General features: G+C 60.3%; 12 protein-coding genes. 9 read left to right on the top strand and 3 right to left on the bottom strand.

Annotated elements, in window-relative coordinates; translation table 11 throughout:
• Positions 1–143: 143 nt before the first annotated feature.
• The gene (locus AAHB17_RS12580) at positions 144–599 is read right to left on the bottom strand and encodes a helix-turn-helix domain-containing protein (protein ID WP_342130933.1); all 456 of its coding nucleotides are present in this window, start codon (positions 597–599) and stop codon (positions 144–146) included.
• 263 nt (positions 600–862) lie between these two features.
• On the opposite strand from AAHB17_RS12580, the gene AAHB17_RS12575 reads away from it, so the two are divergent.
• Both AAHB17_RS12575 and AAHB17_RS12570 read left to right on the top strand, forming a co-directional pair.
• Positions 863–1,864, top strand: coding sequence for a tyrosine-type recombinase/integrase (locus AAHB17_RS12575; protein WP_342130932.1), 1,002 nt, complete (start codon positions 863–865; stop codon positions 1,862–1,864).
• 84 nt (positions 1,865–1,948) lie between these two features.
• Positions 1,949–2,377, top strand: a complete 429-nt coding sequence (locus tag AAHB17_RS12570; protein ID WP_342130936.1) for an HU family DNA-binding protein — start codon at positions 1,949–1,951, stop codon at positions 2,375–2,377.
• 213 nt (positions 2,378–2,590) lie between these two features.
• Here AAHB17_RS12570 and AAHB17_RS12565 read toward each other — a convergent pair whose 3' ends face one another.
• Positions 2,591–3,922: a replication initiation protein gene (locus AAHB17_RS12565; protein WP_342130931.1), complete on the bottom strand. Its 1,332-nt coding sequence runs from the start codon at positions 3,920–3,922 to the stop codon at positions 2,591–2,593.
• Between the two features lie 591 nt (positions 3,923–4,513).
• Between AAHB17_RS12565 and AAHB17_RS12560 the strand changes: the two genes are divergently transcribed.
• Both AAHB17_RS12560 and AAHB17_RS12555 read left to right on the top strand, forming a co-directional pair.
• Entirely contained in the window at positions 4,514–5,716 is a 1,203-nt protein-coding gene (locus AAHB17_RS12560; protein ID WP_342130930.1) for a ParA family protein, read from the top strand.
• A 15-nt stretch (positions 5,717–5,731) separates the two neighbouring features.
• The gene (locus AAHB17_RS12555; protein ID WP_342130929.1) at positions 5,732–6,733 is read left to right on the top strand and encodes a ParB/RepB/Spo0J family partition protein; all 1,002 of its coding nucleotides are present in this window, start codon (positions 5,732–5,734) and stop codon (positions 6,731–6,733) included.
• Positions 6,734–7,503: 770 nt separating this feature from the next.
• Here the strand turns inward: AAHB17_RS12555 and AAHB17_RS12550 are convergent.
• Positions 7,504–9,384: a phage integrase family protein gene (locus tag AAHB17_RS12550; RefSeq protein WP_342130928.1), complete on the bottom strand. Its 1,881-nt coding sequence runs from the start codon at positions 9,382–9,384 to the stop codon at positions 7,504–7,506.
• A gap of 278 nt (positions 9,385–9,662) precedes the next feature.
• Between AAHB17_RS12550 and AAHB17_RS12545 the strand changes: the two genes are divergently transcribed.
• The 5 genes from AAHB17_RS12545 to AAHB17_RS12525 all read left to right on the top strand — a co-directional run bounded on the left by AAHB17_RS12545 (position 9,663) and on the right by AAHB17_RS12525 (position 14,331).
• Positions 9,663–10,097, top strand: coding sequence for a DUF2442 domain-containing protein (locus AAHB17_RS12545; RefSeq protein WP_342130927.1), 435 nt, complete (start codon positions 9,663–9,665; stop codon positions 10,095–10,097).
• Between the two features lie 435 nt (positions 10,098–10,532).
• The gene (locus AAHB17_RS12540; RefSeq protein WP_342130926.1) at positions 10,533–11,711 is read left to right on the top strand and encodes an ABC transporter substrate-binding protein; all 1,179 of its coding nucleotides are present in this window, start codon (positions 10,533–10,535) and stop codon (positions 11,709–11,711) included.
• Between the two features lie 27 nt (positions 11,712–11,738).
• Complete coding sequence (locus AAHB17_RS12535; RefSeq protein WP_342130925.1) at positions 11,739–12,596, top strand: branched-chain amino acid ABC transporter permease; 858 nt, start codon at positions 11,739–11,741, stop codon at positions 12,594–12,596.
• A gap of 5 nt (positions 12,597–12,601) precedes the next feature.
• Positions 12,602–13,594 (top strand): branched-chain amino acid ABC transporter permease, encoded by a 993-nt coding sequence (locus AAHB17_RS12530; protein WP_342130924.1) that lies wholly within the window; start codon positions 12,602–12,604, stop codon positions 13,592–13,594.
• Positions 13,591–14,331 carry an ABC transporter ATP-binding protein gene (locus AAHB17_RS12525; protein ID WP_342130923.1) on the top strand — a complete coding sequence of 247 codons (741 nt, stop codon included), beginning with the start codon at positions 13,591–13,593 and terminating at the stop codon, positions 14,329–14,331. The genes AAHB17_RS12530 and AAHB17_RS12525 overlap by 4 nt, the downstream gene beginning before the upstream one ends.

Here is a 14,331-nt window from a genome sequence, read left to right as displayed (position 1 = left end):
CCCCCCCAACCCCACCGCGCCCCCCCGGGCCGGTTCCTGCGGGCCTATCTACCCCCGCGGGCCAAAACCCCCCCCGCTGCTGTGATGGCATAGATCGCTTCCGGCTTAGGAAAGACGGAGGCTGGGGCGTTTTTCAGCGCTGCTTATTCAGCCAGGCGGGCCGCGACGGCGCGCTTGCCCAACTTCTTCATGGCATTGATGCGTTCAAGTTGCGCTGCACGAGGTTTTACTTTGCCCGATTCCCATTTGTAGACGGACAGCGCCGAGGCATCAACGAGCTTTGCCATCTGCGCTTGGGTAATACCGAGTGCTTGGCGCTGTGCCGCAAAGGCGGTTGAATCGAAGTCGGCCGCAGACGGTTTGGGCGCGCGTGGCTGCGGGGCGCCCTTGACCTTGTCCGGTGCTGCGGCCGGCGCCTTGGGCAATGAGCGCTGCGTGGCGCGCAGGGCCATCATCAATGCTTTGACGTCGCGCTTGAGTGCGGCAATCTCGGAGCGATGTGCCGTGCTCGTCTTTCTGAGTGCAAGCAACTCATCTTTGAGTTCCTTGCGTGCGACACGTGCAATTTCCGATTTCAGGCTGCTGTTGAAGGTGCTCATACAACACATCGTACCGCTGACACGGTAAGTTGCGCGCAGCACAGAGCTCTTTTTCGAGCGCGCATGCAAGACCTACCGGAAGCAGGGGACTGCCAAGTCCGAAATACAAGACTTACAACGGTTGTTTTAAAAACACTTAAAACATTAATTTGCACTCCTCTGGCAATCAACAGATATCTGCAGGTATCGTGCCAGGCACGGGTGTGGTAAGTTTTGTATTGGCACCGCTTTTCCAGTACCGTTCCCACCAGGTTTGTTGTCCCATGCCCACACAGAAGCCCCCGCCGACCCCGGATCTCATGGTGCCTGGCGCGCTGTTCGACGACTGGCTGGCCGATCGCGAGAACGATTACCACGACCCCCTTTCGCGTGAAGCGGCCCTGCCCTATTCCTTCATCTGGAAAAAGTGGCTGGATTGGTTGAGGGATGCCAGCCCTTCTCGATCTCAATCGGGCCTCCCACCCCACTTCACCCAGATCAGCCTGGCGGACGCCGAGGCTTTCCTGGCCTATGGGCCCTCCCCTGCTTCCAAGCGCAATGCCAAGTCCAGCGCGCGCCGCATCTCGCCTGTCACCCGCCATCGTTACGGCGAGCTGCTCAGCCGCGTGTATGCCCACGCCGTCATGCGTGGCCTGATGCCAGACCATCCCTTCACCGCTGAGCTGCTGGGTCCTTTGCCGACCGAACGCGAACGTGGTGGACAGGTCTTGCCTCCTGGCGTGTTCGAGGCCCTGTACCAGTGCATGCCGGCCCACCCCACACCGATCGAGTTGCGCGACGGTGCCATCATGCTGCTCTTGCTCGAATGTGGCATGACCTCCGCTGAGTTGCGTGCGCTGGAGGTCGCGCACGTTCGAAAGAACAGGTTGCATCCCGGCCAGTTCCTGCTCAGGCTGGATGGGCCACGCCTGGCACAGCGCCGGGAGATCTCCACCAGTGGTCCTGCCGGGCCCGCCTTGCAACGCTGGCTCGCCGTGCGCCAGACGGTGGGCAAGCCCAGTGCCCTGGTGTTCACGTCCACACAACTGGACTCGCTGTCCAAGGCCACGCTGTTTGCCCTCGTCTACCACCAGGTCGAAGCGGCCTGCATGGCCGCCGCTGTCCCCTGCCCTGGCCATGTCGGCCCCGGGGTCATCCGCAACTCCGTCATCGTGCGGCGCTTGCGCGCTGGCGTCTCTCCCATGGACATCTGCAAGGACTTGGGCATCAAGGACGCCAAGACCCTTCTGCGGGGCCTCAGCCACCATCTCGATGATTCACGTTGACGCACCTTGACCGTTGGGCTCTAGAATGAAATGCTCATGCGCAATTCGGCCATGACACAACTCAACGTTTCGATTCCCATTTCCATGGCAACAGCTAAAAAGTCGACAACCACAAAAGCGGCTCCCAAGGCAGCAGCAAAACCCGCAGTGAAAGCCGCGCCCAAAGCGACTCCGGCCAAACAACCAGCCGCTGCACTCAAGCCGATCAAGGAAACGTTCAACAAGACGAGTCTTGCAGCCCATCTGGCAACGGCATCTGGTGTGGAGCCCAAGGCAGTGCGCGCTGTGATGGCGGCCCTGGAGGCAACCATGCTGGCGTCCGTGCACAAGAAGGGCGCAGGTGAATTCACCCTGCCAGGCATTGTTCGCGTTGCCGTTCAGCAAGTGCCGGCCAAGAAGGCTCGCAAGGGTATCGATCCGTTCACGAAGGAAGAGCGGGTTTTCAAGTCCAAGCCGGCCAGTGTCAAGCTCAAGGCGCGCTTCTTCAAGAAGCTCAAAGACGCCGCGCTGTAATACGCCAGCGATTCACGACCTGCTCACTTGATGTGGCAGGTCGTGCTCAAAATCCGCTGCGCGGCACCGCTTCAAATCTTCCCCCATCTCTTGTCGTATTCGCCCCGTGCCGGTGTCGCACGCACAATCGCCCTCGATCTGCGCGGCGACCGTCACATCGAGCAATCCCTTTGATGTTCGGCAGAACGCCTGCCAACAGCCTGGGCTACCCCATCAAGACACCTTCGCCGCTTCACTTGCGATATCCAGCAGATCTTCTGTCGACGGTTGATCCCAGCCCTCACCCAACGCAGCCGTGGCGAAATAATCGATCATCAGATGCCGTACAAGTGGGTGATCCCAACCATTGGTCTGCAGGCGTTTGATCACGGAAGGGTGCGCATTCTTGGCCACGAGTTCACCGACCAAGTCGGCCTCAAGTTCCCGGATCCGCTCCTCAGAAAACGCCTGAATCGAAGCAACCACCTCAATCTTCTTGCGGCGCAGCCATTCGTCTCGCCACGAGGCTTTCAGCTCAACCTGCTTTTTCAGCGTTTCGGTGCGTGACAAGGTCTCGGCTTCTTCTGCACTGATGGGTGCCTCCACCTGTTGCTGCACGCCAGACAAACGCGCCTTGAGGTACCGGTGAGGGTCCCGCACAGGTCCGGGAAATGCGTTCAACATCCGCACCTCGAGTTCAGTGAGCGCTTGCTTCACTTCTTCTTCGCTGTGCTTGGCCACCAGGTCCTCGACCCTTTCCTCCGAGATATTGAGCTCGCCGGCCTTCTTGATGATGGAAAGATCCACTGGCTTGGGCGGGCTCTTCAATGGCAGTGGCGCTTGCGCCTTAACCTTTACATTGAATTGAATCTCGCTGATGCTTTTGCCATCCTTGTACTCAACCAGCTCAATCTCGATGTCGGTGATGGCGCAGACCTCGGCAATCGCCGGTTTGATGGTGTCTCGCTTGAAGAAGCGGTATTCAATCTTTGCCAGCCGTTCAGAATCTGGGTGCCCAGACAACACAGGCAACCACCATCGCCAGTGCTGGCGTGATGTTCGTCCTACGTTTTTGTAGCGGGTGCAAATCTCGTACAGCACGATCCCGGCGTGGGTGTGCATCTGGGACAACATGCCGATCGAGAGCTTTGAGAACACGGCCGGCGACAGCAGTTCTTGTCGCAAAGGCTGGGCATAACTCCAGATCAGAAAATTCTGATTCCGCTCCTTCAGGATCTCGGCATGTGCGATGAGGGTGCAAACCGTCCACTTGCTGCCCTCCCCTGTTGTCGGAGATTGCCATTCCACAATGGTCGACGCCATGGAGCGCAGGTGCTTTTTGATCAGCTCCATGTCGTTGGAGCCGTAGTCGATGCCACTGACAATCTCTGACAGGGGTGCTCGGTATGTCTCCTTCTCGACACCCTGGGACTGCGCGATGTTGAGCATCACGTTGTAAGCCTTGCGGCCCAGGGCGGTGATTTTTCGATTCTGGGGAACGATAGCAAGGGTATTGACCGGCTTCTTCAGCGGGTCAAGGGTTGCGAAATGGGCCACATCATTCATTTGCGGCACTCTACTACAGGCCAAGGCTTGTGTGAAATCACCGTCTCACACATGGTGTCCTGCTGCGTAGTCGATCAACCACCTGAAAACTCTCACGTGAAATCGACAACTTCCGCCAGTGTGGCGGTCTGACACCCGCTTACAGCCCCTGAAAACTCTCACGTATGGTGATACCCAAGGTGCCCTATTGGGCCATTTCGTGGCAGTTGAGTCACCAGCTATCCGGTCACCAACGTTTTCAGGCCCCCTACAGCGGTTTGGCACCCGTATTCACTCACAAAATCACCCGAAAAACCACACGAGAAGACCTGTATTCACTCACGGGCTGTCCCGTAAACCTTCACGTGTTCTCCTGAAGAGTCTCACTCAAAGTCATCTAAGCGATTGATTTTAAAGAATATTTTGACACCTAAAGGTATTAAAGGCCTTAGAGGTTTTTGATTGAATAAACCCTGATGAGGCACCCGTGCGGAGAAAAAACAGGAGATCGGGGGCGTAGAACATTGAGAAAACCAGCTGGTTGACCATAAGTTCCAAGAACCTGCACATTTTCGTAAAATGCACTGGCATTCACATCATCGAGAGATTTTCATGGCAAGCACAAAAAGTATCAGAAAACCGGCCATCAACCTTCAAGACATTGCGGAACAGGCGGCACTGTCTGCCGAGATGATGGACCAGGTGAGGGCCGTGATGCTCAACCCGACATCACGCAAGCAAGAGTTGGTCATCAACCTCAGCCAGTTGGCGGGCTACTGTGGCGTCGAAAAAGGCACCATCATCCACCGGATGACAAAAGGTGACCTGCCTCAGGGTAACCTGAATACAACTGGCAGTCGCCGCGAATTCAGTTTGAAAGAAACCCGCGAGTGGATCCGAGCTTACCGAAAAGACAAACTTCGTCCTGCGGGCGCGGAAGCCGTCACGATTGCCATCGCGAACTTCAAGGGAGGTGTTGGCAAGACGACCACCGCCATGACGCTCGCTCAGGGACTGTCCTTGCTGGGCCTCAAGATACTGGTCATCGACCTGGATCCTCAGGGTTCGCTCACCACGTTGTTTGGGATCTTGCCCGATACGGAGGTGACCGAAGAAGACACGGTGTTGCCCCTGGCCTTGGGTGAAGAGACATCGATCCGCTACGCCATCCGGCCGACCTACTGGGATGGCATTGACTTGGTGGCCGCGGCGCCCTGCTTGTTTGGAGCGGAATTCGCTCTCCCCGCCCGTCAGACCCAGGAGCCTCACTTCGAGTTCTGGAACGTGCTCAACCTCGGCATTGATGACGTGCGCGCTGAATACGACGTGATCGTCATCGACAGCCCGCCCAGTCTGAGCTACATCACCATCAACGCCCTCATGGCCAGCAATGGCCTGGTCATGCCCCTGCCCCCCAACGCGCTTGACTACGCGTCGGCCAGTCAGTTCTGGAACCTCTTCTCTGACCTCAGCACGGAGATGCTCACGAGCCGAGGCCTGGACAAGGAGTTCGATTTCATACACGTGTTGCTGTCTCGCGTGGATTCGGCCGAGTCCACGAGCGACATCGTCCGCTCTTGGATTCAGGCGACCTACAAGGAGAAGGTGCTGCCTGTCGAAATACCCAAAACGGCGGTTGCCAGCAGTGCGAGTGCGGAGTTTTCGACGGTCTATGACATTCAGAAGTACGACGGAAACGCCCGGACCTTCAAGCGCGCGCGCGATGCCTATGACCAGTTTGTTCGTTACGTTGAAAGCTCGATTCGAGCGGCGTGGGACAAGCAGCTCGCTGCATCCAAGACCACGAAGCCCTAAGCGAGGAGACGCATCATGGGAAAGAAATTGCTTGAGAAAGCCAGCCTGGTGATCGCTCCGCGTCGTCCGTTGCTGGCCTCCACAACCGCGACGACGCGTGATACGGGGACCAAGCCCAAAACCGCCATTGGCGCGATGGCGCAGTTCACCGACCGCCAGTCTGCCGCCATCCAGGAGGCGTCGCGGCTCAAGGAGCAACTCAGGGAGTTTGAAGGAAGTTTGCCTGCAAAACGGCTGGACCCCCAGAAGGTGGTGCGCAGCAAGTGGGCCAACCGGCATGAGCTTTCCTTCGTCGATGCCGAGTTTGAAGCGCTCAAGGCGGACATACTGGCTCAAGGCGGAACCGTCCAACCGATCAAGGTTCGTCCCCTGAACGATGGTTCGGACCGGTACGAAGTCATCTTCGGGCACAGGCGCCACCAGGCATGCCTCGAACTGGGATTGCCTGTACTCGCGCTCGTGGAGGAACTGGACGACACCTCTCTCTTCGTGGAAATGGACAGGGAGAACCGACAACGCAAGGACCTCCGCCCCTACGAGGTCGGCTTGATGTACGCCAAAGCGCTTGATCATGGTTTGTTTCCCTCAGCACGGAAGTTGGCCGAAGCGGTGGGCATTGATCTGAGTCAGCTGGGCAAGTCGTTGGCACTTGCCCGTTTGCCGACAGATGTGTTGGAAGCGTTCGCCAGTCCGCTGGAGTTGCAATACCGCTGGGTGTCAGATCTTGTGGGGGCTATTCAGAAGGATCCTGAACGTGTCCTGGCGGTGGCCAAGGAACTTCAAGCGCACTCGCCCAAACTGCCTGCTGCCGACATTTTCAAACGCTTGACGGAGGGGGGTGGAACCGTTCCACCCCCCTCCTCTGCCAAGCGGGAGGAACAGCTTGATGGCAAAGCTGGGCAAAAGGGCAAGCTTTCGTACAACGCCAGAAAGCGAAGTATCCGAATCGATCTCGAGAACATTGAACCTGCCCGGTTTGCGGAAGCCAAGGCGATGATTGCCAAGTTTTTGGCTTGAGTTGATGGGGGGTGGAACCGTTCCACCCCCCCCCTCCCCTCCCGATCTTCATGCGGATAAAGTTACCAGACGGCAGGGTGGTTCAGCGGAGGAATTGGTGGCCCGCGCCCATCCGCACAGCTTTCAAATCAATCTCTTGATCTCCAGCGTGCCTGGAGTTGCAAGCGCAAGGCAAACTGATCGCAAGCCGGCGGCTTGATCTGCCTAGGGGAGTGGAACCGTTCCACCCCCTTCCCTCTCCATGCGGCAAAGTGTTCTTCACGCCAAGTTGTCTGGACGGGTGACCTCTCTTCAAACACCAAAAGTGCTGCCCGATAGGGTCGTTGCTTCACCTTTTGCACCATATGTATGGACTGAAAAAAGGGGGAACGATCCAGTTTCCTTGCAACTCGGAAAGGGGGTGGAACCGTTCCACCCCCCTCTTCCGTTGATTGAGAACAGCGACGGCCGTATCAAAAAACCCCCAGTTGTCAGTGACCTCCCCTCGCTCGAAGGTCCATCACGAACAGCTGTCCCGCCCCCATCGGATCAAGCACCAAAACCTTGCCGCCTTTGGCGAACAATCAAGGGCCGCCCAGAAGCATTGTTCTGGTTAAGCGGGGGACTTGGACGTCACCGAATCGAGTGGAATTGCCAGGAAGCGACGTGCTCATCGGGTCCTCGGCAGCAATACAAGGTGGCAACGCCGTGGTGTTGCTGATCGCTCTTGCCGGACGACTCGATGGCCCAGGGCGCCCAAACGCCTGGTCGCCTTCTTTCGAGCACAACGCTCAAATGTCCTGGCCGAAGGCCTTGTCCAGTTGTGATGCGTATTTGTCCAGTGGCGCTTGTTTGTAGCGCTCAGCTGTGAGAGTGCTGGGGCCTTGGCCCAGTTGGGCCCGCGAAACCTCAACGGAAACACCCTTGGGCAGACCTTGCGTTCCGAAGGTGTGGCGCAGCCAATATGTCGATGCTTTGCTGAGAACTTGGCCGTCGTTGACTGGCAGGTCAGCGGCAGCAACGGCCCGCGCGACCCAGCTGCGAACGTGCTTGTAAAGCGCTGGGTAACTCACTGGCGTCATCGGATTGCTGACGTTGGACAGCAGCGGTGCGTCCGGTGGTGCGCTTTCAATTCCGTCCCAACCTCGTTCGCCTATATAGCGGTGCAAGGCCGCGAGGGCCTGACCGGGAATCGCCACCATTCGAGTGCGAGCCGATTGGCCTGCGATTCGCAAAAACCATTCGCCTTGTTCCTTTTGCACGTCTCCCAGTCTGGTCTGGAGAAGTTCGCCAGGGCGCAAGCCCACGGCTTGAACAAATCGAAAAATGAATCGGATCCGATCACGCGCAGGGGAGGGCGGCTGCGCTTCAATGAAGCACATGATCTTGTTCATGACCACGTCGCTGAACCGCTTCACGTTCTGCGGTTCGACGTTGCGGGGCGTGGCCGTGGCGCTTCGTGCCCTGGGCATGTCGAGCCTTGCCCACGGCGAGCCGTGGATATAACTCGTGGCATGCAACCAGTTGAACAGCGCGCCAACCAGCGCGAGTGCTTGTCTTTGGCTCTGCGCAGTGAGCTGTCCACGAAACGGTGCCCATCCTGCTTCTCCCGGTCGGGCTCTTCGTCGCGAAATCCAGTGGGCAGGCACGTGGGCCAGGAAGACCACGTACGCTGAGCAGTCCTCCGCGGTCATGCTTTTGAAGTCAAGGCCCCCGCGTTCGTGTTGAAGCCAGAGCATCAAGCGGTGCGCCTCGCGTCGAAATGATTTTTCGGTAGCCACCGAACCGGACCGCGCGCGAATCCAGGCATCGACCGCGGCCAGATCGGACGGTGCGTCCAGCCCTCGGGTGGGAGAGGGCAAAAACTCCATACCAGGAGCGATTGATAACCCATTTTCGATTTCCGGACGCGAATAGAGCGCCTCAGAGCCGTTTTTGTGGTCTGGGGTGGCCTGGGTATTGGCGGTGTCGAGAAAAGCGCGCTTGCGGCCTTCTGTGAGGTCGATGTTTGAGCCCTCCAGCAGCTTAAATACGCGTTTTGGCGGCGCAGCAAGGTCTGGCAGGAGCCCGCGCAGGTGCCGTTCGATGCGCTGTGCTTTCGTTTGACCCACGCCCGGCAGATCCGCGAACCAGCGCCCGCCTAAATGAATGCGGGCGTGGAGGTCGCCGAGCGTCCAAATGCCGGCCGCATGGAGTTTGCTTGTGGTGATGCCATCAAACCAGCCTGTCACAAGATCGGCAGGCGAGGGCGTTTCGGCCGCCTGCATGTGCAGCTGCTGGATGAGATCAATCTGGCGTTGGCGCAGTTTTTCTCGTCGATGTGTTCGGCGGTCCAGGGGGAACGCCTCTTGGTACATCTGGAGCACTTCGCTCTCGCTCCAGCCATCAAGGTCCCGTTGAACGATGAAGTCGTCCAGACTCATGGGTTCCTGAACGGCGGAAGGCGTGATCTTCAAGCCGATGAGGCGCCAGGCCGATTGGCCAGAACGCCGCGCGATGGCGCGCACCGCATCGATGGTTTCCGTGTGGGCGGCTTGGACCTGATGACCATGCTCGACGCCAAGGTAGCGCCGGGCGCTTTCCTGCACTGAAATACCTTCGGCGATCGCCCGCAAATAAGCGAAGTGGTGGGGGCCAAGGCGGCGAGCCGCGTGATGTTTGCTGTGTGTCATGTCAACGGCCGCATGGGCGATGCCCGAAGAGTTCGTATTTTTTGAGGTGCAGGGTCTGCTCGTGGACGCATGGCTTGAACGCCAAGATCAACAGATGACGGGCAGGGGTTTGCCTCAATTTCAGACAAAATATCCCAATATGCTTGGGTTTTTTCAAACAATTTGTCGGGCTGTCGAGTCGCCCGTTTCCGGCTGCGTGGTGCCGGAGTGGAGGTCGCCATGGAGGTTGAGGTCTCGAGCGGCCGTGATGGTGGTGTGCAACGGACAGGAGGGTGTCCATGGATCCCGCTGACGACCCGATGGAGAAGACAGCTGCCCGCGCCCCCGGGGATCGAGGTCTGGGTCCCTATGCCCGTGCCACAGCGGCGCAATTCGATCGGCGAACGCAGCGTGTCCAGGTGACGCTGTCCAACGGCCTGATGCTGGGTTTCCTTCCGTCGACCGTACAGGGTCTGGAGGCCGCCACGCCAGCCCAGTTGGACCAGATCGAGATATCGCCCAACGGGTGGGGCATGCATTTTCCCCAACTCGATGCGGATGTGTTCATCCCGAGCCTGCTTGAAGGCGTGCTGGGCACGCGAAGTTGGACCGCTGTGCAGGCCGGAAAACGCGGTGGCATGGCCAAAACAGCCCAGAAAGCACAGGCGGCCAGGGCCAATGGGCGTTTGGGTGGGAGACCGAGGAAGAAGGTGACACCGGCCGAATCCCGGTGATGGGTTGGACAAACCGCCTTTGGGCGGTTTTTTCATGGTGGTGCGCATGAGCGGGTGCCGGCGTGGGTGTGAGCTTTTTCTTCAAACTGAAGGTGACAGCAGAGGAGGGCACGCTAAGTCCTTGTCATTGTTGAACTTTATCCGAAGTTTGTTAAAGGAGGTCGATTTGATCGAAAAAAAATGGGTAAAGTTATTTTTAGTAATCAATACGCCAAAAGACATGCCGTGAATCACTTCGCGGCTGCATTGGCCCGTTCAAGCCAGCTTGACCTGATGTGTGCAGCTGTGGAATGCCCGGACGGGCGGAGCACATAGCAAGGGAAAACCCCAATCGGTTGGTATTGCAACTGGTTGAATTGCCAACCATAATTCAACACAGATCAAAGCCGCAGCCATTGGCCAATGGGGCGCTGCACACAACCCTGGAGACCCGCCATGACTCTCACCCGCCGCGTTCTCAATTGCGCGCTCCTCGCCGCCAGCGGTCTGTCGTTTGCCCCCGCGCAGGCACAGCCACAGCCCATCAAGGTGGGCATCGTCGGACCGTTTTCCGGTCCGTTTGCCCATTACGGCGCCTTGTTCAAGGCCGCGGCGGAAGCCTATGTCGCCAACCAGGGCGGAAAGCTGGCGGGCAAGGGCGTCGAGTTCATCTACCGTGACACCGGCGGCCCGAATCCGGCCCAGACCAAGACGCTGGTCCAGGAGCTGATCGTCAAGGACAAAGTGGACTACCTGGGCGGCTTTGTGTTCACGCCCAACGCCATGGCGGTCGCGCCACTGATCCAGCAGTCCAGGACACCGACCGTGATCTTCAACGCCGCCACATCGGCGATCACCGACAAGTCGGAATACTTCATTCGCACCAGCTACACCTTGTGGCAGGTGACGGTGCCCATCGCGCAGTGGGCCGCCAAGCAGGACATGAAGAAGGTGGTGACGGCCGTCACCGACTATGGCCCCGGCATCGACGCCGAGACGGCGTTCAAGAGCGAGTTCACGAAGCAGGGCGGCACCGTGGTCGAGAGCATCCGCATGCCGATTTCCACCACGGACTTCGGCCCGTTTGTGCAGCGCATCAAGGCCAGCGGGGCGCAGGCGGTCTACACCTTTCTGCCGGGTGGTCCGCCCAACCTGGGTTTCGTCAAGGCCTACAACGAGAATGGCCTCGCCAAGGCGGGCGTGCAATTCCTTGGAACCGCAGAAACCGACGAGTTCGATCTGCAAAAGTTCGGTGACGCCGCCCTGGGCTTGACCACCGCGTTCCACTATTCGGGCGCCCATGACTCCCCCGAGAACAAGAAGTTTGTTGAAGCCCTGAAAAAGCAGGACCCCAGCGCGGTGGCCAACTACGCCTCGGTGGGCGCATGGGACGGCATGTACGTCATCCACAAGATGATCGAAGCCACTGGCGGCCAGAAGGATGGCCTCAAGGCGGTCACCGCCGCCCGCGCGCTGAAGTGGGACAGCCCGCGCGGCCCGGTGCGCATTGACAGCAAGACGCGCCACATCGTCCAGAACGTCTACCTGCGCAAGGTGGAAAAAGTCGGCGCGCAGCTGGTCAACAAAGAGGTCCAGAGCTTTGGGCCTCACATCGACTACGGCCTGGACAAGTGAGTCGTCGCCTGCGCTGAGAGCCCATCCGTGAACACCTTTCTCAACATCCTGATCGATGGCCTGGCCTACGGCATGGTGCTGTTTGTCATCGCCGTGGGCATGTCGGTGACGCTGGGCCTGATGCGCTTCGTCAACCTCAGCCACGGCGCCTTTGCCATGGTCGGTGGCTACTGCGCGGCACTGCTCACCCGCGAGGCACAGTGGAGCTTCTGGCTGGCGGTGCCCGCGGCCGTCGCGCTCACGGCGGCGCTGGGCGCGGCGCTAGAAATCCTGGTGCTGCGCCACCTCTACCGTCGCAAGGAACTCGACCAGGTGTTGTTCACCATTGGCCTCAGTTTCGTGCTGATCGCAGCCACCAACGCGCTGGCCGGCCCGCAGGTGCAGCTGATCGTCTTGCCGGCCACGCTCGCGGGCTCGGTGGACCTGGGCTTTCGCACGCTGCCCGCCCAGCGGCTGCTCGTGATCGGCGCCGGCCTGCTGGTGGCCGCTGGCGCGGCCTGGACCGTTACCCGCACCCGCTTTGGCATCTGGCTGCGTGCAGCGGTGGACCACAGCGCCACCGCTTCCACCCTGGGCATTCCGATCCGCACCGTGCAGTGCGCCTGTTTCGCGGCCGGCGCCGCGCTGGCCGGCTTTGGGGGCATCCTGGGTGCCGAGCTGATGCCGCTGGAGCCCTACTACGCACTCAAGTACCTCGTGCTGGTGCTGGTGGTCGTGGCCGTGGGTGGCATGGGCAGCATCGCCGGCTCCCTGGCCGCCGCCGTGTTGCTGGGCGTGATCGAGACCGCCAGCAAATACCTGGCGTCGGAGTGGGGCAGCCTGTTTTTCTTCATCGCCATGGCGGCATTGCTGGCCTGGCGTCCCAACGGTTTGCTCAAGCGATGAACACCATGACATTGAAACCAGCCGCGCCGTCGGCGGTGGCGCCGGCCCCAGGGGCACCACGTTGTGCGCCCGCCTGGCGCGCCCCTCTGGTGTTGCTGGCCGTGGGTGGCTTGGCCTGTGCGCTGATGCCTGAGCAACTGGGTCTGCTGACCCGTATCTTCATCACCGCCCTGTTCGTCCTATCGCTCGACCTCGTGGTCGGCGTGGCGGGTCTGGCCACGCTGGGCCATGCGGCGCTGTTTGGCGTTGGTGCCTATGCCGCTGGCATCTTCGCCCTGCGGGCAATGGCCGACCCGTTGGTCGGGCTGGCGGTGGGTGCTGGCGCAGGTGCGCTGCTGGCCTGTGTGTCCGGCGCGTTCCTCCTGCGTTACCAGGGCTTCACCTTCCTGATGCTGACCGTGGCGGTGTCGCAGATACTGCTCAACTTGGCGCAGAAAGCGCGCGACTGGACCGGCGGCGACGATGGCCTGTCGGGCTTTGTCATGGCGCCGGTGCTGGGCGCGTTCGAGTTCGATCTTGAAGGCCGTGTGGCCGCGCATTACGCGCTGGCGGTGCTGGTGGCGCTGTTCTACGTGGCGCGCCGGGTGGTGAACTCGCCGTTTGGCTTGGCTGTGCGTGGCATCCATGAGAACCGCGCCCGCATGGCGGCGCTGGGCACACCGGTGTTCGCTCGCCTGTGGGTGCTCTACATCGTGGCAGGCACCATCGCCGGCGCCGCCGGTGCTTTGTCGGCGCAGACGAACGCGGTGGTGGGCATGGACAGCCTGTCGTTCGCCTTGTCGGCCGAGGCGCTGGTCATGCTCATTCTCGGCGGCGCGGGCCGTCTCACCGGTGCGCTGGTGGGCGCGGCGGTGTTCACGCTGCTGCACCACACCGCATCGTCGATCAATCCCTACCACTGGCTCTTCGTGGTGGGTGCTCTGCTGATGCTGGTCGTCGTGGTGTCGCCGGCCCAGGCCTGGGCCTGGCTGCGTCGTCGGGCCGGAGGTGCCGCATGAGCCTGTTGCTGGACGTCCAGTCGCTGGACAAACGCTTCGGTGGTCTGCATGTCACCCGCAAGGTCTCTTTCCAGCTTCGCGAGGGCGACCGGTTGGCCTTGATCGGCCCCAATGGCGCCGGCAAGACCACGCTGGTCAACCAGATCAGCGGTGTGTTGCGGCCGGACAGCGGTGGCATCGTCTTGCGCGGCGAAAACGTCACCGCCTTGAGCCAGGCGCACCGCGTGCGTGCCGGCCTGGCCCGCACCTTCCAGATCACCACCCTGGCGCCGCATTTCGCGGTGCAACGGCAGATCGAATTGGCTCTGTTCGAACGCGAAGGCCTGACGGGACGCCTGTGGCGCAGCATCGACGCGTATCCGCTGCTGCAACAGGAAGCACAGGAGATCCTGACCCGGTTTGGTTTGCGTGCCCATGCGGCCACCGCCACCCAGGACCTGGCCTATGGCGAGCAGCGCCTGGTCGAGATGGCGCTGGCCTTGGCCTTGCGCCCCAAGGTCCTGCTGCTGGACGAACCCATGGCGGGGGTGCCCAAGGGCGATGGCGCGCGCTTGCTGGCGGCGCTGGACGCACTGCCCCGTGACATTGCCGTGCTCATCATCGAACACGACATGGACCTGGTGTTCCGCTTCGCCACCCGCATCCTGGTGCTGGCCGATGGTGCCGTGCTGGCCGATGGCTCACCCGATGACATTCGACGCGACCCCAAGGTGCGTGCGGCCTACCTGGGGAACTGA

Origin of the sequence: Hydrogenophaga sp. OTU3427 (genome assembly GCF_038440225.1) — a bacterium.
Classification (GTDB): domain Bacteria; phylum Pseudomonadota; class Gammaproteobacteria; order Burkholderiales; family Burkholderiaceae_C; genus Hydrogenophaga.
This window is presented reverse-complemented; position numbering and strand designations above follow the sequence as displayed.

Bases quoted from the DNA above. Each gene is read 5' to 3' on its own strand.
- AAHB17_RS12545 (WP_342130927.1), top strand. From the start codon at position 9,663: ATGGATCCCGCTGACGACCCGATGGAGAAGACAGCTGCCCGCGCCCCC.
- AAHB17_RS12555 (WP_342130929.1), top strand. From the start codon at position 5,732: ATGGGAAAGAAATTGCTTGAGAAAGCCAGCCTGGTGATCGCTCCGCGT.
- AAHB17_RS12550 (WP_342130928.1), bottom strand. From the start codon at position 9,384: ATGACACACAGCAAACATCACGCGGCTCGCCGCCTTGGCCCCCACCAC.
- AAHB17_RS12560 (WP_342130930.1), top strand. From the start codon at position 4,514: ATGGCAAGCACAAAAAGTATCAGAAAACCGGCCATCAACCTTCAAGAC.
- AAHB17_RS12525 (WP_342130923.1), top strand. From the start codon at position 13,591: ATGAGCCTGTTGCTGGACGTCCAGTCGCTGGACAAACGCTTCGGTGGT.
- AAHB17_RS12530 (WP_342130924.1), top strand. From the start codon at position 12,602: ATGACATTGAAACCAGCCGCGCCGTCGGCGGTGGCGCCGGCCCCAGGG.
- AAHB17_RS12565 (WP_342130931.1), bottom strand. From the start codon at position 3,922: ATGAATGATGTGGCCCATTTCGCAACCCTTGACCCGCTGAAGAAGCCG.
- AAHB17_RS12540 (WP_342130926.1), top strand. From the start codon at position 10,533: ATGACTCTCACCCGCCGCGTTCTCAATTGCGCGCTCCTCGCCGCCAGC.
- AAHB17_RS12580 (WP_342130933.1), bottom strand. From the start codon at position 599: ATGAGCACCTTCAACAGCAGCCTGAAATCGGAAATTGCACGTGTCGCA.
- AAHB17_RS12575 (WP_342130932.1), top strand. From the start codon at position 863: ATGCCCACACAGAAGCCCCCGCCGACCCCGGATCTCATGGTGCCTGGC.
- AAHB17_RS12570 (WP_342130936.1), top strand. From the start codon at position 1,949: ATGGCAACAGCTAAAAAGTCGACAACCACAAAAGCGGCTCCCAAGGCA.